Annotated in this window: 20 protein-coding genes; 9 read left to right on the top strand and 11 right to left on the bottom strand. The window is 33.2% G+C overall.

The genetic code is table 11. From position 1 onward, the window contains the following. Positions 1-129: 129 nt before the first annotated feature. The 8 genes from HN894_14675 (at position 130) to HN894_14710 (ending at position 11893) form a co-directional block, all read left to right on the top strand. Positions 130-3282: a response regulator gene (locus tag HN894_14675; GenBank protein ID MBT7144567.1), complete on the top strand. Its 3153-nt coding sequence runs from the start codon at positions 130-132 to the stop codon at positions 3280-3282. A gap of 6 nt (positions 3283-3288) precedes the next feature. Then, positions 3289-4452 (top strand): hybrid sensor histidine kinase/response regulator, encoded by a 1164-nt coding sequence (locus HN894_14680; protein MBT7144568.1) that lies wholly within the window; start codon positions 3289-3291, stop codon positions 4450-4452. A gap of 69 nt (positions 4453-4521) precedes the next feature. Continuing rightward, positions 4522-5706, top strand: a complete 1185-nt coding sequence (locus HN894_14685; protein MBT7144569.1) for a response regulator — start codon at positions 4522-4524, stop codon at positions 5704-5706. 110 nt (positions 5707-5816) lie between these two features. Next, positions 5817-7931 carry a S9 family peptidase gene (locus HN894_14690; protein MBT7144570.1) on the top strand — a complete coding sequence of 705 codons (2115 nt, stop codon included), beginning with the start codon at positions 5817-5819 and terminating at the stop codon, positions 7929-7931. A gap of 65 nt (positions 7932-7996) precedes the next feature. Next, entirely contained in the window at positions 7997-8374 is a 378-nt protein-coding gene (locus HN894_14695; protein ID MBT7144571.1) for a holo-ACP synthase, read from the top strand. Between the two features lie 10 nt (positions 8375-8384). After that, a complete protein-coding gene (gene acsA, locus HN894_14700) occupies positions 8385-10088 on the top strand; it encodes an acetate--CoA ligase (GenBank protein MBT7144572.1) in 1704 nt (567 codons plus the stop codon). 180 nt (positions 10089-10268) lie between these two features. Continuing rightward, positions 10269-10523, top strand: a complete 255-nt coding sequence (locus tag HN894_14705) for an acyl carrier protein (GenBank protein MBT7144573.1) — start codon at positions 10269-10271, stop codon at positions 10521-10523. 122 nt (positions 10524-10645) lie between these two features. Then, a complete protein-coding gene (locus HN894_14710; GenBank protein MBT7144574.1) occupies positions 10646-11893 on the top strand; it encodes a glycine C-acetyltransferase in 1248 nt (415 codons plus the stop codon). Between the two features lie 98 nt (positions 11894-11991). Here the strand turns inward: HN894_14710 and HN894_14715 are convergent, their stop codons facing one another. The 5 genes from HN894_14715 to HN894_14735 all read right to left on the bottom strand — a co-directional run bounded on the left by HN894_14715 (position 11992) and on the right by HN894_14735 (position 15755). After that, complete coding sequence (locus HN894_14715; protein ID MBT7144575.1) at positions 11992-13455, bottom strand: oligosaccharide flippase family protein; 1464 nt, start codon at positions 13453-13455, stop codon at positions 11992-11994. A 156-nt stretch (positions 13456-13611) separates the two neighbouring features. Next, the gene (locus tag HN894_14720; GenBank protein MBT7144576.1) at positions 13612-13998 is read right to left on the bottom strand and encodes a type II toxin-antitoxin system VapC family toxin; all 387 of its coding nucleotides are present in this window, start codon (positions 13996-13998) and stop codon (positions 13612-13614) included. Beyond that, a complete protein-coding gene (locus tag HN894_14725; GenBank protein ID MBT7144577.1) occupies positions 13982-14236 on the bottom strand; it encodes a hypothetical protein in 255 nt (84 codons plus the stop codon). The genes HN894_14720 and HN894_14725 overlap by 17 nt, the downstream gene beginning before the upstream one ends. A gap of 251 nt (positions 14237-14487) precedes the next feature. Then, entirely contained in the window at positions 14488-14919 is a 432-nt protein-coding gene (locus HN894_14730; protein MBT7144578.1) for a GNAT family N-acetyltransferase, read from the bottom strand. A 5-nt stretch (positions 14920-14924) separates the two neighbouring features. Further along, positions 14925-15755 (bottom strand): cation transporter, encoded by an 831-nt coding sequence (locus HN894_14735; GenBank protein ID MBT7144579.1) that lies wholly within the window; start codon positions 15753-15755, stop codon positions 14925-14927. Positions 15756-15884: 129 nt separating this feature from the next. On the opposite strand from HN894_14735, the gene HN894_14740 reads away from it, so the two are divergent. Next, positions 15885-16568, top strand: a complete 684-nt coding sequence (locus HN894_14740) for a methyltransferase domain-containing protein (protein ID MBT7144580.1) — start codon at positions 15885-15887, stop codon at positions 16566-16568. Between the two features lie 192 nt (positions 16569-16760). Here HN894_14740 and HN894_14745 read toward each other — a convergent pair whose 3' ends face one another. The 6 genes from HN894_14745 to HN894_14770 all read right to left on the bottom strand — a co-directional run bounded on the left by HN894_14745 (position 16761) and on the right by HN894_14770 (position 21365). Further along, positions 16761-17636, bottom strand: coding sequence for a hypothetical protein (locus tag HN894_14745; protein MBT7144581.1), 876 nt, complete (start codon positions 17634-17636; stop codon positions 16761-16763). A gap of 46 nt (positions 17637-17682) precedes the next feature. After that, the gene (locus tag HN894_14750; GenBank protein MBT7144582.1) at positions 17683-18555 is read right to left on the bottom strand and encodes a nucleoside phosphorylase; all 873 of its coding nucleotides are present in this window, start codon (positions 18553-18555) and stop codon (positions 17683-17685) included. Positions 18556-18824: 269 nt separating this feature from the next. Beyond that, positions 18825-19700 (bottom strand): ACP S-malonyltransferase, encoded by an 876-nt coding sequence (fabD, locus tag HN894_14755; protein MBT7144583.1) that lies wholly within the window; start codon positions 19698-19700, stop codon positions 18825-18827. 52 nt (positions 19701-19752) lie between these two features. Continuing rightward, the gene (locus tag HN894_14760; protein ID MBT7144584.1) at positions 19753-19893 is read right to left on the bottom strand and encodes a hypothetical protein; all 141 of its coding nucleotides are present in this window, start codon (positions 19891-19893) and stop codon (positions 19753-19755) included. Between the two features lie 96 nt (positions 19894-19989). Beyond that, positions 19990-21021 carry an iron ABC transporter permease gene (locus tag HN894_14765; GenBank protein MBT7144585.1) on the bottom strand — a complete coding sequence of 344 codons (1032 nt, stop codon included), beginning with the start codon at positions 21019-21021 and terminating at the stop codon, positions 19990-19992. 74 nt (positions 21022-21095) lie between these two features. Next, a complete protein-coding gene (locus HN894_14770) occupies positions 21096-21365 on the bottom strand; it encodes an acylphosphatase (GenBank protein MBT7144586.1) in 270 nt (89 codons plus the stop codon). Between the last annotated feature and the right edge of the window lie 17 nt (positions 21366-21382).

Raw genomic sequence — 21382 nt, forward strand, 5'->3', positions numbered from 1 at the left:
AGATAGTAACTTATTGGAAAAAAATATACATGAACTCCATTTTTATTTAAAAAATTAATGTTTTTTATCAAAGCTTGCATTTGTCTGTATTACAGAATATTAACATCATTTTGCTTGTTTTTGTGAATTATGCAGGTTAAGGAAACTCAATTTGGCAACTTAACTAAAATAAATTCATTCAAAGTTGAGATTTTTAAATCAAAACACGAGCATGTACTAGCTGAACTTTCTGCAACTGAAATAGACTATATGAGTAATGCTGCTCAAATGGTGATTCTAAGAGATATAACTGAAAAGGAGAAAAAAGAACAAGATGTATTAAAACTGTCACAAGCTATAGAACAAAGCCCAAATTCTGTGTGCATCACAAATACCAATGGATATATTGAATATGTGAACGCAGAATTTATAAATTCTACAGGTTATAGAAAAGATGAAGTAATTGGGAAAATTGCAAACGCATTAGATGTAAAATTACTTGGAAAAGAAAAATACGTAGATATCTGGAGAAATTTAAAAAATGGCAAACCATGGAAAGGCGAAATTGAAAATAAAAGAAAAAACGGCGAAATATATTGGGAACTTGCTTCAATGTCCGGATTGAAAAATCAAGAAGGAAAAATAATAAATTATATTTGTATATTCAAAGACATTACTGAAAACAAAAAATTAGAAAAAATCCTTAGAGAGAATAATGAAAAAATATCCCTTATTCTTGAAAATTCTCCTATGGGTATCTACCATTATGACAAAGATGGAAATATTACAATGTGTAATATTGCATTCTCCAATTTGATTGGAGTAAGCTCAAAAAAAATAGTTGGATATAACCTGCTCAAACAAAGCGAAAATCAGGAAATCATCCATGCAATCAACAAAACCAAAGACGGTGAGCAAGCCATTTTTGAAAACGAATCTCAGCATCCTTTAAGCAATAAAAAACTATATGTTAGGAATATCTACACTCCTTTGTTTTCACACGATAATGAATTTGATGGAGGAATATGTATCTATGAAGATGTATCAGAAAGAGTTAAATCAGAAAAACTAGGTCTCGAAAAAGAGACTGCCATTGCAACCAGTAAATCTAAAAGTGAGTTTCTTGCCCGAATGAGTCATGAAATAAGAACTCCGATGAATGCAATTATTGGACTATCACACCTTTGCCTGCAAACAAACCTAAATGTAAAACAAAGAGATTATGTTTCAAAAACTCATCAGTCGGCAAAATTATTACTTGGAATAATCAATGACATTCTTGACTTCTCGAAAATTGAAGCAGGGAAATTAACTATTGAAAATACAAATTTCGATCTTGAATTTGTAATGGATACAGTTTCAAATCTTGTTTCCCGAAATGCTCAGGAAAAAGGACTTGAGTTTGCAATTAGCTTCAACAAAGATGTCCCACTTAAATTAATAGGCGATCCTTTAAGAATTGCACAAGTACTTACCAATTATTGCAGCAATGCTGTTAAATTTACCGAAAAAGGAGAAGTTGTTCTTTCCGCAGATTTGATTGAACAGAAAAATGAAAAAGCTAAAATCAAATTCTCAGTTAAAGATACAGGTATTGGAATTTCTGAAAATGAACAAAAAAAACTATTCAAATCATTTTCGCAAGCAGATCAATCCACAACACGAAAATATGGAGGAACAGGCCTAGGTTTAGCCATCAGCAAAAGATTAGTTGAACTAATGAATGGTGAAGCCGGACTTGAAAGTACTAATGAACAAGGAAGCAAATTCTATTTCACAATAGAATTAGGTGTGCAAAAAGAACAAAAACGTATAGTACATGATCCATCAATAGACCTACGAGGCATGAATGTGCTTGTTTGTGATGATAATGCTACTGCAAGAAATATTTTAACCGAAGCTCTCGAAAAATTTTCATTTAATGTTACTGCCGTCGATTCGGGTGAAGCAGCTATAAAATTACTTGAAAATCAAAAAGATGAACCATTCGAATTAGTGCTTATGGACTGGGTCATGCCGGGAATGGATGGGCTGGAAGCATCAAAAAGAATCAAAGAAGAAAAGAAAATAAAAACTCCAATAATCATCATGGTTACTGCATTCGGGCGTGAGGAAATAGCAAAACAGGCTCAGGAAATTGGAATAAATGGTTTTCTTGTCAAACCAATTACTCATTCTTTTCTTTTCGATACTATTATTGGAATCTTTGGCAATCAGAAAAAAACCATACAAAACATTTCTGAAGAATATACAAAATATACAGATGAACTTAAGAAAATTAAGGGAGCAAATATATTACTTACCGAAGATAACGAAATCAATCAGCAAGTAGCTCAAGAACTACTCACAGATGTAGGTTTTATTGTTGAAATTGCAAATGACGGAAAAGAATCGGTAGAAATGATTACATCATCAGGTATTCCAAGCAAATACGACCTTGTATTAATGGACCTTCAAATGCCAGTAATGGATGGTTTTAATGCTACCATTGAAATTAGAAAAAGGAAAGAATTCGACAATCTGCCAATAATTGCAATGACTGCTGATGCCATTGTTGGTGTAAAGGAAAAGTGTATTGAAATCGGCATGCAAGATTTTATCAGCAAACCTATTGATCCTGATTATGTTTTCGCAACTCTGACCAATTGGATCAAACCGAGAGAATTGCAGAATGCGAATAATAACAATAACATAACAAATATCGAAAACAAAAAAGAAATAGAAGTCCAAATACCCGAAATTCCAGGCTTAAACATCCATAAACCACTGCAAAGGATGGGTAACAAAAAGAAATTGTATTTAAGTATTCTAAAAAAGTTTTATGCAAACAACCAAAAGTTTTGTTTCGAACTCAGAAAATCAGTTATTGAAAAAGATTTTGAAACTGCTTATCGGCAAATACATACTTTGAAAGGTGTTAGTGGAAGTATAGGTGCAGATACTATTCATGCCAAATCAATTATAGTAGAACAAAGTATTATTGACAAAGATATTTCAAAATTTGAAACAGAAATTGCAATTTTTGAGAAAGAACTATCTGAATTATTTAATCATATTTCCTCTAAACTTGAATTTGAAACACAAACGAAAAACCATTCTTTAAATAAGGAGTTAGTTAAAAAAATCATTCCAAAACTGAAACAACTTTTACAAGAGAAAAATCCAAAAGCAAAAAACTTGCTTAAAGACTTGAATGCTGCCGGATTATCTGGCGATTCCTTTGACGAACTAAAAAACAAAATAACCAAATACGATTTTAAAAATGCCATTTTATGCCTCAATAAAATTGAAAAACATATTTAAAATATTATGAAGACATTATATGAAAATACAATCTTAATTGTAGATGATTCACCTGAGATTATTGATATTATAGTTGATATCCTTGAAGATTTTAACACAAAAATCTCTATCAGCGGCGAAGATGCCTTAGAGATTATTTTTAAAGACGAACCGCCAGACTTAATACTGTTAGACGTAATTATGCCAAAAATGAATGGTTTTGAAGTTTGCAGGCAACTCCGTGCCAACCCGCAGACTATGGAAATCCCAATCATATTCCTAACTATCAAAACCTTGAAAGATGATATTGTACATGGATTCGAAGCAGGTGGCCAAGATTATATCACAAAACCTTTTGATGGACGTGAATTAATTGAACGCATAAAAACTCATCTCGAACTAAAAGCTCAGAGAGAAATACTAAGAAATGTGAATGTTATTCTTGAAGAAAAAGTGCTGAAAAGAACAGAGGAGCTAAAAAATGCTTTAGAAAAACTTGATGATGCAAATAAGGAATTGCAAGGGCTCGATACTGCAAAAAATAACTTTCTAATGATGATAAGCCATGAAATAAGAACTCCACTAAATGGTATAGTTGGTGCCTCCAGTTTCCTAAAAGATACTCTCAATGAAGATTCGGAACTAAGCATTTTTGTCGATATGCTGAATATTTCAGTAGAAAGACTTGAAAAATTCTCAACAACTGCATTGCTCATTACCCAGCTACAAGCCAAATATAAGTTCCCAAGAGAAACTATAAATATTGCTGAACTGGCAGAATACTGCATCAAATATAATGAAGAATCCTCCAAAGAAAAAAATATTGGTATTGTTAAAAACATTGACAATTATGAAATAAATATAGAAGCAAATAAAGGACTCATAGAATATGCAATAAATAGCATCATAAATAACTCTATCAAGTATTCAAAAGAAGGAGATATTGTTCTGCTCAAAATCTATACTAAAGGAACTGAAAAAATTATTGAAGTTAATGACAATGGTAGAGGATTCACTCAAACAGCCATCGAGAACCTATTCAAACCATTTAGCGTAGGCGAACCACATTACGATGATAATGTAGGCTTAAGTTTGAAAGCTGCCAAACATATTATGGAAGCTCATGGAGGAGAAATTAAGGCAAAAAATTTCTTGCAAAGTGGCGCAAGTGTCAGCTTAATATTTAAATGATTTTATAGCAAAAGGAAAATCTAAATTTACCAATATGATTTTTGCAAAAAGAAATAGCAATTCTACATTATGAAAAATTTATACGATAACACTATCTTAATTGTTGACGACACTCCTGAGAATATAGATATTTTGGTTGAACTACTCGAAGACTTTAACACAAAAATTGCCATATGTGGTGAAGATGCACTTGAAGCAGCTTTTGAAGATCCCACTCCTGATATTGCACTACTTGATATTATGATGCCGGGAATGGACGGCTACGAAGTTTGTCGCCGCCTTCGTGCAAACGAAAAAACCAAGGATATTCCGGTAGTATTTCTAACTGCAAAAACTCAGAAGCAGGATATAATAAAAGGCTTTGAAGCAGGAGGACAAGATTATTTAACTAAACCTTTCGATTCGCGGGAACTAATTGAAAGAGTAAAAACCCAACTTGAATTAAAAGAAAAAACAGCATTTCAGATAAAAGCAAAAAATGAACTTGCCATTCAAAATCAACAAATTACAGCAAGTATCAGATACGCACATACTCTTCAAAGTGCATTTCTGCCAAACAACAAAAAGATAGAAAAATACTTTGACAACTATTTTATTCTGAATAAACCAAAAGATATAGTAAGCGGCGATTTTTATTGGCTTTCGCATAAAAACAATAACACATATTTTTCGGTTTCAGATTGCACCGGACATGGAGTTCCCGGAGCACTGATGAGTGTCCTCGGGATTACTTCACTTAACGAAATTATTAATCAATATAATGATTTGTCGGCGGCAGAAATCCTTACTCACCTTAGAAAAATTGTAATATCATCATTAGATCAAACCAACGAGAACAACCAAACTAAAGATGGAATAGACATGGTAGTTTGCAAATACAATCATGAAACAAAAGTTTTACAATTTGCCGGTGCAAACAATCCATTATATATCATTAGAAATGATGAACTAATTGTAACTAAAGGAGACAAAATGCCTGTAGGAATTCATGCTAATGATAAAGTTGATTTTACAAATAATGATTTTCAGATGCAAAAAAATGATGTAATTTATATGTTTTCCGATGGATATGTTGACCAATTTGGAGGAGAATACAACAAAAAATTCAAATCCAAACCTTTTAAAAATCTTCTTCTCGAAATTCATCAAAAACCTATGAACCAACAAAAGCAAATATTGGGACAAAACATAATTGATTGGATGGGCAATTATGAACAAATTGATGATATTTTGGTTATGGGAGTTAAATTCTGATAAAAAACCCTACAAATGCAATATTTTTCAATACTGTAAAATCTCATATTTTCTTAAAAATATTATTCCTTTATTTGAACTTTTTAATGTGCATTTTAAGTAATTATCTTATGAAGAAACTGAATATTATTGCCGCAATTCTTACTATTATTTTTTTAAGCTCATGCTGCGAAACTACTGAAAACAGTCAAACAAACCCAAAAACCAATAGTCCTGAAAACATTTTGGCAAACAATCCGAATTTAGATTCGGATATTATGACACCAGAAGTTTTGTGGACATTTGGTAGAGTAAATAATGTTGAACTTTCGCCAGACAAAAAATACATTTTGTTCGCTGTGAAATATTACGACAAAGAAAAAAACAAGGGACAAAACGATTTTTATACAATTCCTGCCAAAGGTGGCGAAGCAAAAAAAATAACTGAATTCCCGGCAGCAAAATTCTCTGCCAAATGGAGACCAGATGGCAACAAAATTGGATTTCTATGCACAAAAAGTGGTAGTGTTCAGCTATGGGAAATGAAACCTGATGGAACAGACATAGTTCAAATTTCTGAAATTGAAGGAGGAATATCAGGATTTAAATACTCGCCGGCAAATTCAAAAATCATTATTGCTCGTGAAGTAAAATTAGATAAAACTGTAAACGATTTATACTCAGATTTGCCACTTGCAAATGCCCGATTAGAAAACGATTTGATGTATCGCCATTGGGATACATGGCATAATTTCGCCTACTCTCACATTTTCGTTGCTGATTATAAAAATGGAAAAATCTCCAATTTAATTGACATTATGGAAGGAGAAAAATTTGATTCTCCTACAAAACCATGGGGAGGAATGGAAGAAATTACCTACTCGCCAGACGGAAAAAATATTGCCTACACATGCAAAAAACTTAAAGGCAAAGAATATACACTTTCAACAAATACAGATATTTACATTTATAATATTGAAACCGGCAAAACTTCAAATCTAACTGAAGGAATGATGGGCTACGACAAAGTTCCACTTTATTCGCCAGACGGAAAATATCTAGCTTGGGAATCGATGGAAAGAGATGGATATGAAGCCGACAAAAACAGACTTTTCATTTACGATTTCACTACAAAAACTAAAAAATATTACTTAGAAGATTATGACAACAATGTAGGTCATATAACTTGGTCCGATGACAGTAAATTCATCTATTTCATATCTGGAATAAAAGCTAGCGAAGAAATTTTCAGACTGAATATTGAAAATAATGAATTCTTCCGAATAACAGAAGGTATCCACAATTACAGAACAATTGCAATTGGAGAGGACAACACATTGATAGCAACAAAACAGTCGATGTCTTTTCCTACCGAAATATTTTCTTACAATACTAAAGATGGAAAGGAAACTCAAATAAGTTTTGTGAACAAGCCAATTCTCGACCAGCTCACAATGGGCGAAGTAACAAAACGCTGGATAAAAACCACCGACAACAAAGACATGCTCACATGGGTAATTCTCCCGCCTCATTTCGACAAAACTAAAAAATATCCAACTCTGCTTTACTGCCAGGGAGGTCCTCAAGGAACCGTAAGTCAGTTTTGGAGCTACCGCTGGAATTTTCAAATGATGGCAGCAAACGATTATATTATTGTAGCACCAAATCGAAGAGGATTGCCATCATTTGGGCAAGAATGGAACGAGCAAATTAGCGGCGACTACGGCGGACAAAACATGAAAGATTATTTGTCGGCAATCGACGAACTTGCAAAAGAACCATTTGTTGATGAAACAAAACTTGGAGCAATAGGAGCCAGCTACGGCGGATTTTCAGTTTTTTGGCTGGCCGGACATCACGATAAACGATTTAAAGCCTTCATTTCGCACGACGGCATGTTTAATTTCGAAGCACAATATCTCGAAACCGAAGAAATGTTTTTCGTTAATTGGGACCTTGGCGGCGCATTCTGGGAAAAAAACAACAAAATTGCACAACGCTCTTATGCAAATTCACCTCATAAATTTGTCGAAAAATGGGACACGCCTATTTTAATAATTCATGGCGAAAAAGATTTTAGAATTACATATACACAAGGCATGAGTGCTTTTAATGCAGCCGTATTACTCGATGTTCCTGCAGAATTTCTTTATTTTCCTGAAGAAAACCATTGGGTGCTTTCGCCTCAAAATGGAATTCTTTGGCAACGAACATTTTATAATTGGCTTGATAGGTGGTTGAAATAGAATGTTGGAAACTGGAGATTGGAACTCTATCATTTGCAATCATAATTCATAACTCATAATCCATTTTGATTTTAGGCATCGGAACAGACATAATAGAAGTAGAACGGTTCAAAAAACAAATCGAAAAAGTTGATGGTTTGTTAGAAAAGCTTTTCACTGAAAACGAAATACGATATTGCCAGTCGAAAAAATTTCCCGAACAACATCTTGCTGCCAGATTTGCTGCAAAAGAATCGTTTTTCAAAGCAATTGGCACAGGTTGGCGCTATGGATTGCAGCACAACGAAATCGAAATCACTAATGATGAATTAGGCAAACCAAATATTAAAATCACAGGGAAATCTAAAGAAATTTGCGAAAAATACAACATAAAAAATATTAATGTATCTTTATCGCATTTAAAAGAAATAGTTAATGCAGTAGTAATAATTGAAACAAATTAAAATAAGAGAAATGTCGAACATTGGGTCTTACGATGAAAGAATAAAAAACTTTGATTGGTCGATTTCTGAGAAAGAACTTGACTATAAAGATGGAGACAATATTAATATTGGATGGTATTGTTCCGATAGAATTTGCGAAATGGGAAAAGCCAATAAACTTGCCTTGAAGTGGGAAGGTCTTGGAGGTGTTGAGAAAGAATACACTTTCAACGATATTCGCCTTTCAAGTAATACAATCGGTAAATTTCTTCAAAATCTGGGGATAAACAATGGTGACAGAGTTTGCCTGTTTATGGATAAAATTCCTGATCTATATTTTGGACTTCTTGGAGTGCTAAAAATTGGTTCTATTGCACAACCTTTATTTTCAGCATTTGGAGACGAATCGTTATATGTAAGATTAGATAATGCAAAAACCACAGCAATTTTAACCCAAAGAAAACATGTTTCTAAGGTAAGAAAAATATTGAAAGATATGCCTTATTTGAAGCATATTATCATTGTAGATCACGATGGGAAAAAACCACTGAAAGAGCGAGAGATTGCATTTTCCGTAGAAGAAGCAGAAAAAGTAGAAAATCTTGAAATTTTTCCAACAAAAGCAGAATCTCCTTCAATTTTGCATTATACCTCAGGAACAACAGGTCAACCAAAGGGAGTAAAACATGTACATTATTCATTAATATCGCAGTACTTAACTTCAAAATGGGTTTTAGACCTTCAGGAAGACGATATTTATTGGTGTACTGCCGATCCGGGATGGGTTACAGGAACATCATACGGAATTATCGGACCATGGAGCCTCGGAATCACACAATGCGTTCTCGACACCGGTTTCTCGGCTGAATCATGGTATGCCTTCATCCAGAAAAACAAAGTAACTATGTGGTATTCTGCACCAACAGCCATTCGCTCGTTGATGAAAGCAGGAAACGATTTAATAAAAAATTATGACCTTTCATCTTTACGTCATTTGGCTAGCGTTGGCGAACCACTTAATGCAGAAGCAGTTATATGGTCGGAAAAAGTTTTCGGATTAGCATTTTACGATACTTTCTGGCAAACAGAAACCGGCTCGATGATGGTAACAAATTATCCGGGAATGAAAGTTAAACCAGGCTCAATGGGCAAACCTTTTCCGGGGATTATAGCAGCAGTACTCGATCCTAAAACTTTTGAACCAATTCACGAAGCAAACAAACCCGGGCTAATTGCGTTTAAACCAGGCTGGCCAGCAATGATGCGTACCTACTGGGAAAACGAAGAAACTTATAAGAAAAAGTTTGAAAATGGTTGGTATTTATCCGGCGATAGATCAACCATCGACAAAGATGGATATTTCTGGTTTGTTGGTCGCGACGACGATGTTATAAATACAGGTGGGCATCTTGTGAGTCCTTTCGAAGTAGAATCGGCTCTCTTGGAACACGAAGCAGTTGCAGAATCGGCAGTTGTAGCAAAACCAGATGATGTAAATATGGAAGTTGTGAAAGCCTTTGTAACCCTAAATTCCGGCTTTGAAGCTAGCGAAGAACTTGAACTGAAAATTATGAATTTCATTAGGAAAAAGCTCTCGCCACTGGCAATGCCACAAGAAATTGAATATATGGACAAATTGCCAAAAACCCGAAGTGGAAAAATTATGAGACGTATGCTTCACGCAAAAGAATGGGGCGAAGAAATTGGCGATACATCAACACTTGAAGATGATTAGTAATGGCTGACTAGAAAACTCCAAAATCTTCGTTACGCTCACCTTGAAAATTGGTCATTTACAAAAGTAAACTCCCAGTTTTCAAGATTTCGCAAGCCTTGATTTTGTAGCCTTCTAATCAACCATTAAAAATAATAGTTAATTATAAATTCATTTATTAATAAAGTTAAAAATAAAAAAATGGCAAACACAGAAGAAATTAAAGAAGTTGTATTAGAGTATGTTATTGAAGAATATCTTGAAGACGAAGACGAGGAGCTATCATACGATTCTCCACTTATTTCAGGTGGAATAGTCGATTCCTTTTCAATGGTTTCGCTCAAGAGATTTTTAGAAATGAAATATAAAATTTCTATTCCAGACGAAAAAGCAAGCCCAGAAGCATTCGACTCAGTCAATAAAATTACAAAATTGATTGAAGAGTTTATAGGATAAAAAAATATGAAAAGTTAAAAGTGAAATCCCGATTTTTTTAAAATGCAATTGGGATTTTATTTTTAAATATAAAGTAGTTATCAATTTTCAATCAACAATTATCAATTTTCAATTAAACAATTATGGCTTACAGTGATAAAATTAGAGGCTTATATCAAGAGCAAATAGAAGATATAAAAAAAGCAGGAATTTTCAAGCAAGAAAGATTTATTAAATCTTCGCAGGCAGCCGACATAGAGGTAGAATTTCCTGTTGGTTCCGAAAAGAAGAAAGTAATAAATATGTGTGCAAACAATTATTTGGGTTTGTCTTCTCATCCCGATGTTGTAAAAGCCGCACACGAAGGACTTGATACTCGCGGCTATGGGATGTCTTCGGTTCGTTTCATTTGTGGAACACAGGACATTCATAAAGAATTAGAGCAGAAAGTTACCGAATTTCTTGGGACTGAAGATACAATTCTTTTTCCATCCTGCATGGATGCTAATGCAGGAGTTTTCGAAGCAATTCTTAACGATGATGATGTGATGATATCAGACCGTTTGGTACATGCTTCAATTATTGACGGAATAAGATTGTGCTCAGCAATGCACGACACATTCAAACATTCCAACTTGAAACATCTTGAAAAGAAGTTAATTCTTCATAGCGACAAACGATTGAAAGTTGTAATTACCGACGGTGTTTTTTCAATGGATGGCGATACTGCAAAACTTGACGAAATGGTTGAACTTTGCGAAAAATACGATGCACTGCTTTTTGTTGACGATTCTCACTCGTCGGGTTTTATTGGAAAAACAGGTCGCGGAACACACGAACATTGTGGCGTTATGGGCAAAATCGACATAATTACTACAACTTTTGGAAAAGCACTTGGAGGTGCCTCAGGAGGTTGCGTTTCAGGACGTAAAGAATTAGTGGAAATGTGCCGCCAGAAAGCAAGACCATATCTATTTTCAAACACTATCGCTCCGGTTGTAGTTGCAGGAATTATTAAAGTTCTCGACACCCTTTCGGGAAATACCGAACGTCGCGACAAACTTGAAATAAATACTGCCTACTGGCGAAAAGGCTTGCTCGAAGCAGGTTTTGTTTTGAAAGAAGGTGATACACCAATAGTTCCGGTAATGTTGTTCAATGCAAAACTATCGCAAGATTTTTCAAGAGACTTATACGATGAAGGAATTTACGCAATAGGATTTTTCTTCCCCGTAGTTCCGAACGGTCAGGCTCGAATCAGAACACAGATTTCTGCCGGACACGAAATTCATCATTTAGACAAAGCACTTGCAGCTTTCAAAAAAGTTGGCGAAAAATATGGAATTCTTGGTAAAACAAAACAAGAAATTATTGAGATGTATGGGCAGTAACAATTGTTAATAATAATTGACAATTTGTAAAAAATTGACTTTGAAAAGGGAATTGGCTTTGGTGGTGATTCCCTTTTTTTTATAAAATTTAATGAAACTCATTTTGCAAAGTCTAAAAGTTTCTCCTCCCAAAATACATACCCAACAAAAACAAAAAACAATAAACTACTAACCAAAAGTGTAAAAACCTGATTTATTTCAGGAACAAAGCGGCTAATTGCGTATAAAACCAAAGCTATGACAAAATATTTGGCTATTGGTAAAACTTCGTATTTTATTTTGTAATGTTTTTTGCCCCAGAAAAAAGAGAGTAGCATCATAGAAAAATAGCAGAAAAAAGTTGCCCAGGCTGAGCCGAGATAGCCAATCTTTGGAATTAGAATAATATTCAGAACTATTGTAATTGTTGCACCGAATAGTGCAATATATGCACCATACATAGTTTTGCTTGTGAGTTTATACCAAATTGATAAATTATAGATTATGCCAAGAAATAGATTTGCAAGCAAAAGTATGGGTACCACATTCAGCCCCGAACGATAATCTTCGCCAATAAAATATTTTAGAACAGAAAGATATAAGGTAGCTCCCAAAAATATTGTAAGCCCAAAAATCACGAAATATTTCATAATAAGCGAATAATCGCTTTTCGACCGACTGTTTTTGGCATGTGCAAAGAAAAATGGCTCGGCTGCATATCGAAAAGTTTGAATAAATAAAGTCATCAATAGTGCAACTTTATAATTTGCATTATAAATCCCAATTTCCGACATTGGATTTACATTTTCGGTCGACAAAAATTTCAACAAAATTCTATCTAAAACTTCGTTGATGGTGCCTGCAAAACCTACCACCAGCAATGGCAGCGAAAATGCAAGCATCCGTTTCAGCAGACCAAAATCGAAACTGATTTTCACATTGAACATTTCCGGCAGGAGAATAATCAATATTAAAATATTTGCAATTAAATTTGAAATAAAAACATAGCCAACACCAATTTCCGACGAATAAATTGACAGCAAAACAGAATTTTGATTTTCCTTAATATAATAAGGACAAAAAATCAGAAAAAACAGAATCAGGCCAATGTTTGCAAAAATGAAAATCAACTTGATAGTAACAAATTTTATTGCTCTGTTCTGATGTCGCAGTTTTGCAAAAGGAATTGCCATCAAGCAATCCAGACCAACAATTATTGAAAGCCAAATTATATATTCAGGATTTTCGGAATAGTCAAGAAAATTTGCAATCGGTTGAGCAAAAACTATCATCAAAATAATGAAAACCGAAGATGTTGCAAACAAAGAAATTAGGCTGGTTCCAAAAACCTTATTGAAGCTTTTTTCAGTTTCCGAAAATCGGAAAAATCCCGTTTCCATTCCGTACATTAATACAATCATCAGAAAAGCTACATATGAAAATAACTCTCCCACAATACCATAAATTTCCGGTTCGAAAATTCGTGTATATAATGGTACCAGAAAATAGTTTAACAATCTGCCAACAATACTACTTGCACCATAAATAGCGGTTTGGCCAATAAGTTTTTTTAATGGATTCAATTTTTATAGCGGTTTGGCTACGCCCAGTCAGAGATTTCTAAGCATTGCCGTTTCAATTTATTTTTAATTATAATTATTTGCATTATATTTCAATCTATCGTCAAAAAACCTTGTTGAGTAATGCCTTTGTTGGCAAAAATCCCATTATTCATCCATTCAGTTTTCTAAACTAATCCCTTCTATTCGTTCAAATTCTCGAGTATTCCGAGTTACCATAGTCAAGTTATTTACAATAGCTGTTGATCCAATAAATAGGTCCAAATCTCCAATTGTTTTACCAATAGATTTTAATCTAGCTTTTTCTTTACCATAAATTCTCATGCAATTTAAAATCGGCAAAATTTCAATTTGGTCAGCAAATTCTTCAACTACTTTTAGATTTTTATCAACTTTTTGACTTTTTTCTGCACCGTAAATCAATTCTGCTAAAGTAATTTCTGAAATAGCGAAGTTCTCAAATCCAATGTTTTCAATTTTTTCCTTTAATCCAAATTGACCTTTGAAATAGTATATACAAATATTGGTATCAATCAAGTAATCCATTAAAGTCTTCAATTTCACGGTTATTAACTCTATCAGCTTTTAAATCCTCAACAATCTCATCTGCATTCCTATCGTCTTCCCATGCTCCAAAACATGAAGAAAAATCACGCTTCATTTTATCGTCAGTATCTATTGACTGAGTTAACTTAATTATCAAATTCTTTTTGGTTTCATTGTCCCAATTTCTCATGAACCTGAAGTAACTATCGACCAATTTATTTCCTATTGCTGCTTCCATTTTAATTTCCTTTTATACAAATTTACATCTTATTATTGAAATGTCAATCTTAAAACTTCCTCTTGCATTTTTGCTAATGGTTTGCAAGTATGAACAGGCGGGCGTTTTGAAACACTTACTTTCAACTTACAACGAATTCTATTTTATGGTTTAATTTTCATTCCATCATTCTATGCCCGCTTGATTAAACTTGCTATAATCGGCAGCAATTTTTAATGTTTACCAATTATTGGCTTCAATTCTCTTGCAATTTAAACAATCAAATATCTCATTTTATAATGTTCAATATCTGCTTCAACAAACTTTTCGCCATACTCTACAAAACCATTTTTTTTGTAAAAATTAAAGGCGGCTATTTGTGCATGCAAATAAATTGTTTTGCCAAGAGTTTTTGTATCCTCCAAAATTTTGTCTAAAATATGCTGTCCGATTTTCAAATTTCTATGCGATTTCAAAACTGCAAATCTCTCCAATTTGATTCCTTTTTCGGTTTCTCGCCAACGAGCAGTACCCACAGGTTTATCATCGAAAAAGGCTAAATATTGAGCTGAGATATTGTCCAGCCCATCGAATTCTAACTTTTTTTCAACTTTTTGCTCTACTACAAAAACTATTGATCTGATGTTGGTAGCAGCCGCAAATAATTTTTCGTTCTCAAATCTAAATTTAATAATTTCTATCATATCTTTTATGTGTTTTCAATCGGATCTACATAAATTGTAGCAAAAATCCCAAGTTTCTCTTTAATTAATTTTACAAAACCCGAACTAATTGAATGAACTTCTTCGAGCTTCATATCTTTTGGCAATCGCATGTGAAATGTTATTTCGTGATGGTTGCCATAGCTATGAATATGAAAATGATGAATTTCCATATCGTGCGGATAAATTTGCTCTGATAGTTCATTTATTGATTTTATGAGTTTATCATCAGGTTTTTGTCCAAGCAAGGTATCAATTGCATCTTTAAGAATTTTGTAGGTAGCATGAAAAAGGAATAAAGCAATCAGAATTCCTAGAACACCATCGATCCACCAAAAAAATCTGTTTAGGAAAATTCCGACAAGTAAGACTACCGATGAAAGAGCATCGCTTCTGTGATGCCAACCATCGGCAACAAGACTTTTAGAATTGACTTTTTTTCCGGCCCAGAAAGCGTATCGAGCAAGCGCCTCCTTAGCAATTACAGAAATAAGTATTACAACAACTGCTATAATTCCATAATTAGCTGATTCGTTTTCTTTGAGCTTGTGAAACGATTCGATAATAAAATTGAAACCTATGATAGCAATGAATAAACCAATAATTATTGCTGCAATCAATTCTGCTCTACCATGCCCGAAAGGGTGATTTTTATCGGGAGGTTTCGATGATATTTTATTTCCGAACAACAAAATTATTGATGATAAAGAATCCGACAAAGTGTGCCAGGCATCAGCAATAATTGCAAGCGAGCCAGATATAATTCCTGCCCAATATTTTAGAATAAATAAAAACAGATTTGTTACTATTGATAGCATAACCTCAATATTCACATATCTGTTTCGTTGGTCTTTTTTTTCAGTTTTCATAACAAAATAAAATCAAGCAAATATAGATATTTCATGTTTAAGCTGAATAATTTTAATTTTACAAAAAAATTGTAATTTATGTTTGAAGAATACCCAAAAGTCCGTTCTGTATTACCAAAAGAATACAAAGAAATCTATCAAAAGCACTATATGTCGAACAGAGAAGGATTGTCGAAAGCTTCGTGGATAACACAAAAAATGGAAAGTTGGATGCACAAAAAAGTTGCCGCCGATTTGCAAAATTCAACAAAAAAGAAAAAAACTTTAGAAATTGGAGCCGGCACACTTAATCATTTAAAATACGAACCCCAAACTGCTGATTATGATATAGTTGAACCTTTTACTGAATTATTTGAAAAATCGGAAAGGAAAAAACGTATTAAAAACATTTTTACTGATATTTCGCAAATCCCTAAATCTCAACAATATGAAAGAATAATAAGTATTGCAACATTAGAACATTTAGAACATCTGCCACAGGTTGTAGAAAATGTCGCCCTATTACTTTCAGAAAATGGAACTTTTCGTGTTGCAATTCCTAACGAAGGAACTATACTTTGGAAATTGGGATGGAAATTTACTTCTGCTATCGAATTTAAACTAAAATACAAACTGGATTATGATATAATTATGAAGCACGAGCATTTAAACACTGCCAACGAAATTGAGAAAGTTCTTCAATATTATTTCAGATCAGTGAAATGCAGCGTTTTCGGTATAAGCAAAAAATTTGCATTTTATCGATTTTATGAATGTAAATAGTGAAACTATTGTCATGTCAAGTATATTTTTGCTGTTAAGACGAAGTAATTTTTCTGTTTTGCAAAATGAGAAAAAGTAAGTAGTGTTTCTAAGTATAGCCATAGCTAAGCTAATCTTTTTATTGTGAATCAAAACTGGGAAAGAACGAGAATTGGGCTGAAAAGATATGCTTGATATGACTATAAATTCGTTTTAAGCCTCCTCAATAATTCTTAATAATTCATTCAAATCTTCAATTTTTTCGGCTTGCACCAATTGCTTGTATGATGCTATCAAATTATTTATCAATCTTACAACAATATTGACATTCGAACAAGGTAAATAATAGCTAGCTTGCGGTTTAAGCTTCTGTTGTTTTAAAAATACATCAATTTCTGTTTTATTAAAAACCAATCCTCTATTGAAGGGATTAAGGTAGAATAAAACCTTTTCGTTATGGTCGCCCTCAGCAAGGCTTAAGGTACTTAACTCGTCAATATATGCGAGAATAAAATTCTTCGGAAGATTTATACCATAAATAGGAATGTTTAGTTGCTGAGATACAGCAGAATATATAATAGCCAAACTAATTGGACTACCCTTTTTCGCATCTAAAACTTCGTTGATGAAAGAATTTTTCGGGGCATAATAATTTAAAGTATTCCCTGAAAATTTATGAATGTCGAAAAAGATATGATTTATCACCTTTACTTTTTCGAGAGCGGTAAGATTTGGGTTTATTTCAAGCCAGATGTCGTGGCTGATTTTTCCAACTTTATCAGAAATTTCTTTAAATTCTAAATCAGGATATTGGTATTTTGCAATTAAATAAGTACCCAACAAAATATCGGTAGCTCCGGACTTTACCCAATCCGACAAGTTCATTTTTAGTGAATTAAACTGAATTATTGAAATAATTTTTTTTGTCCTTTCCTGAACCATCTCATTTAAAGACGATTCCCAAGTTTTTTCGAGAATTGCTAATGCATCAAAACCTTGGTCAACTATTTGTGGTTCAATCGCTTCATAAACCTCATTCGATGGGTCATCAATTAATTTTAGTAGGTATTTCAATTTTGATTCATCCATTTATCTGCCAGCAATTATGAAAAATAAGTTATGAATTATAAACTGTTTATTTAGAAATTCTATCTAATACTTCTTTTATTAATTTTCTTACAATTTGCTTATAATCTGCACTATACTGATGTAAAATCCTGTTAGCAATTATTGCAACAAAAGTCAGGGCATTATGTCCCATCAATTTCGACAAACCAAAAATTGCCGAACTTTCCATCTCAAAATTTGTTATTTTATTTCCCTTATATTCAAATTCTTCGATAGAGTTATTCAGTGAAGGATTTGCGAGTCCCAGTCTTAACACCCTTCCTTGAGGGGCATAAAATCCGGGAGCAGAGATTGTTATACCCTGTCGAATTCCATCTCCAATTTTATTCAATAAGTTTGCCGAGGCATCGACAAAATAAGGTGCAGATAGAGACTTATTCCAATTTGTGTGTTTCACAAATTCGTTTTCAATTTCTATATTACAAACTTTATCTCTATTTGCATAAAAATTCAAAAGACCATCGAAACCAATTGCCATTTTTGAAACAAGGTACGAATCAATTGGGATGTCTTTTTGCAAAGCTCCCGAGGTTCCAATTCTGATGAAATTCAAGCTTTTATGCTTTTCTTTTATTATGCGCTTTTGTAAATCAATGTTTGCTAAAGCATCAAGTTCATTTACAACAATATCGATATTGTCTGTGCCAATTCCGGTAGATATTACCGAAATTCGGGTATTATTGTAATATCCTGTGTGAGTAATAAATTCTCTATTTTGAATTTTAAATTCTATTGATTCAAAAAATGATGAAACTGACTCTACTCTCCCCGGATCGCCAACTAAAATAATTGTATCTGCAATTTGTTCAGGTTTCAAATGCAAATGAAAAATACTTCCGTCTGCGTTTAAAATCAATTCTGATGATGCTATTTTTTTCATAAAAAATAATTTATTGTAATTCAAATTTATAAAAATTTATTGAATATTCAAATTTGAGTCTGATACGAGAAGTCGCAAAAAAAATTAGCCACAAATTCACTGATTTTGACAGAAACTAAATCTATGATAATCAGCAAATTTATGGCAAGTTTTCTTAAATTTTCGTTTTTCTGAGTAGAGCTAAATTTTCAAATAAGATTCAATCTATTGTTAGGAATATAATGTATCCTCTTCAGATTATTCAACTATTCTCAGTTTTCGAAATGAGACTATGCACTTTCGCAAGGCATTTTTCTATCAACTTTTTTCACTAATCCTTGTAGAACTTTTCCCGGACCAACTTCAGTAAATGAACTTGCTCCATCTGCAATCATATTTTTTACAGTTTGTGTCCAGCGAACCGGAGCTGTCAATTGCGAAATTAAGTTTTGCTTAATTTGTGCAGGATCAACCGAAGGTTTCCCACTTACATTCTGATAAACAGGGCAAATAGGTATTGAGAAATTTGTAGCATTGATTGCTTCTTCAAGTTCAATTTTTGCAGGTTTCATAAGTGGCGAATGAAAAGCTCCACCTACTTTAAGTTTTATTGCTCTTTTATGTCCTAATTCGGCAAGTTTTTCAATTGCCAAATCAACTCCCTTGAAAGAGCCTGAAATTACTATTTGACCATCGCTATTGAAATTTGCAGGCACAACAACTTCATCGATTTCGTTGCAAACTTTCTCGACAATTTCGTCTTCAACTTTCAAAATTGCAGCCATAGTTGACGGTTCGGCTTCGCAGGCTTTTTGCATTGCCTGTGCTCGTTTCGACACTAATTTTAATCCATCTTCGAACGATAGAGCATTGTTGGCAACCAATGAAGAAAATTCTCCGAGCGAATGCCCGGCAACCATTTCGGGTTTGAAACTATCTCCCAATGTTTTTGCAAGAATTACCGAATGCAGAAAAATTGCAGGCTGCGTAACTTTTGTTTGACGAAGGTCTTCGTCGGTACCTGAGAACATCAAATCTGTGATTCTAAATCCAAGAATTTCGTTTGCTTTTTCGAATAGTTCTTTTGCTAAATCTGAGTTTTCATATAGGTCTTTTCCCATTCCAACAAATTGGGCACCTTGTCCCGGAAATACATATGCTTTCATAATTTTTCTTAAATTTTTAATAATTGACAAAAATAGAATAAATTAACAACTCCTAAGAAATCCAACACTCGAATTTATTTATTCCCCAAATAAATTTTAGTTTTTTTGTATCTGTACTCGTTTGGAGAGAATTACAGGCAACAAATGAAATTATTGTTAAGATAATTCCATACATGAATAATAGTTTTTTCATTTTTAATAAATTAAGGTCAAGGATATTAAAAGAAGTCAAAATTATGGCAAAATTTGAAATAAGTCCCGCATAAATAAATATCTTCTATAATTTGGTTTAAGAAAAATGAACAAGCTTCTGATTTTTAATAATCATCCATAAAATTACTGGAATTCCAATCAAGGCAGTAATAGAATTTATTGGCAAGTTCGATTCGGTTCCGGGCAATTGCGAAATAATATCGCTAATAAGCATAACAATGGAACCTACAAAAATAGTTGCAGGGATCAGGAAATTATGATTTGCAGTTTTAAAAATCATTCTTGTAATATGCGGAACTGCAATACCGATGAAACCAATTGGTCCGCAAAATGCAGTAACACTTCCAGCCAAAATGCTTGTACTTAAAAAAACCGATATTCTTGCGAGTCTAATATTTAATCCCATACTTTTTGCATAGTTTTCGCCAAGAAGCATGGCATTGAGCATTTTTGCAGAAAAAAAAGATAAAATCAATGCAAAAATAATACTTGGGGCTAAAATTTGTAAATGCGAATTTGTTACTCCGCCAAGATTTCCCATAGTCCAGATAATGAATGCTTTAAGCATAGATTCGCTACTAAAATATTGAAGAATACTTACAATAGCAATTGTTGCACTTCCGAACATAATTCCAAAAATCAGGATTGTCATTATATCTTTTACACGTAAAGATACAATTAGAATTAGCAAAAGAATCAAACCTGAGCCAAGCCAAGATGCAATTGCAATCGACCAGCTTCCTAAAAATCCACTAATGTTTGCTACAAAAAAAGAAGAAAATCCTAAAACCACAATGGCAACCCCAAGACTAGCACCAGCACTTATGCCCAATACAAATGGTCCGGCAAGTGGATTTCTAAAAATAGTTTGCATCTGCAAACCACTGACCGAAAGTGCCGAACCGGCAAGAATAGCTGTTATAACTTTCGGAATTCTAAATTCAAAAATTATAATCTTAAATTGTGGATTTGAAGTTTCGTAACCAAAAATTATTTTTATAATATCGATAACCGGAATTTTAACCGAACCAAGAAATAAATCAAGAATTACAAATATGATTGTAATAATTGATAGAATTGTGAATATGTAGAAATATTTTGATTTCATCAATTATTTTTTTTGAGTTTTGAAAACTCAATTTTTGGCTATTTTAGATACTATTTGCAAAATGTGTAAAAATACTATTTTATAATAAAATCTTTTGGATTCATCAACGGACTAACTTGAATTTCAACTTTACGTACATTTGCCCAAGAAGGACCATTATGACACCATGCAACAAAAAGTTCGAGATTTCCTTCTTCAGCTTCAGCCTCAATAAAAACCGAGCCATTCGATAAGTTTTTAACTGAACCACAAATATTTAGCTCTTTAGCTTTTTTGTGGGCAGAATATCTGAATCCTACATTTTGAACTCTTCCGGAAATGGTTAACATCAATGATTTTTTCATCTCAAATTTGCTTAGGA

This window comes from Bacteroidota bacterium, assembly GCA_018692315.1.
Taxonomy (GTDB): Bacteria; Bacteroidota; Bacteroidia; order Bacteroidales; family JABHKC01; genus JABHKC01.

Coding starts and splice junctions, on each gene's coding strand:
- HN894_14770 (MBT7144586.1), bottom strand. CDS start 21,365: ATGAAAAAATCATTGATGTTAACCATTTCCGGAAGAGTTCAAAATGTA.
- HN894_14705 (MBT7144573.1), top strand. CDS start 10,269: ATGGCAAACACAGAAGAAATTAAAGAAGTTGTATTAGAGTATGTTATT.
- HN894_14740 (MBT7144580.1), top strand. CDS start 15,885: ATGTTTGAAGAATACCCAAAAGTCCGTTCTGTATTACCAAAAGAATAC.
- HN894_14675 (MBT7144567.1), top strand. CDS start 130: ATGCAGGTTAAGGAAACTCAATTTGGCAACTTAACTAAAATAAATTCA.
- HN894_14730 (MBT7144578.1), bottom strand. CDS start 14,919: ATGATAGAAATTATTAAATTTAGATTTGAGAACGAAAAATTATTTGCG.
- HN894_14760 (MBT7144584.1), bottom strand. CDS start 19,893: ATGAAAAAACTATTATTCATGTATGGAATTATCTTAACAATAATTTCA.
- HN894_14685 (MBT7144569.1), top strand. CDS start 4,522: ATGAAAAATTTATACGATAACACTATCTTAATTGTTGACGACACTCCT.
- HN894_14735 (MBT7144579.1), bottom strand. CDS start 15,755: ATGCTATCAATAGTAACAAATCTGTTTTTATTTATTCTAAAATATTGG.
- HN894_14750 (MBT7144582.1), bottom strand. CDS start 18,555: ATGAAAAAAATAGCATCATCAGAATTGATTTTAAACGCAGACGGAAGT.
- fabD (MBT7144583.1), bottom strand. CDS start 19,700: ATGAAAGCATATGTATTTCCGGGACAAGGTGCCCAATTTGTTGGAATG.
- HN894_14710 (MBT7144574.1), top strand. CDS start 10,646: ATGGCTTACAGTGATAAAATTAGAGGCTTATATCAAGAGCAAATAGAA.
- HN894_14725 (MBT7144577.1), bottom strand. CDS start 14,236: ATGGAAGCAGCAATAGGAAATAAATTGGTCGATAGTTACTTCAGGTTC.
- HN894_14690 (MBT7144570.1), top strand. CDS start 5,817: ATGAAGAAACTGAATATTATTGCCGCAATTCTTACTATTATTTTTTTA.
- HN894_14745 (MBT7144581.1), bottom strand. CDS start 17,636: ATGGATGAATCAAAATTGAAATACCTACTAAAATTAATTGATGACCCA.
- HN894_14765 (MBT7144585.1), bottom strand. CDS start 21,021: ATGAAATCAAAATATTTCTACATATTCACAATTCTATCAATTATTACA.
- acsA (MBT7144572.1), top strand. CDS start 8,385: ATGTCGAACATTGGGTCTTACGATGAAAGAATAAAAAACTTTGATTGG.
- HN894_14720 (MBT7144576.1), bottom strand. CDS start 13,998: ATGGATTACTTGATTGATACCAATATTTGTATATACTATTTCAAAGGT.
- HN894_14680 (MBT7144568.1), top strand. CDS start 3,289: ATGAAGACATTATATGAAAATACAATCTTAATTGTAGATGATTCACCT.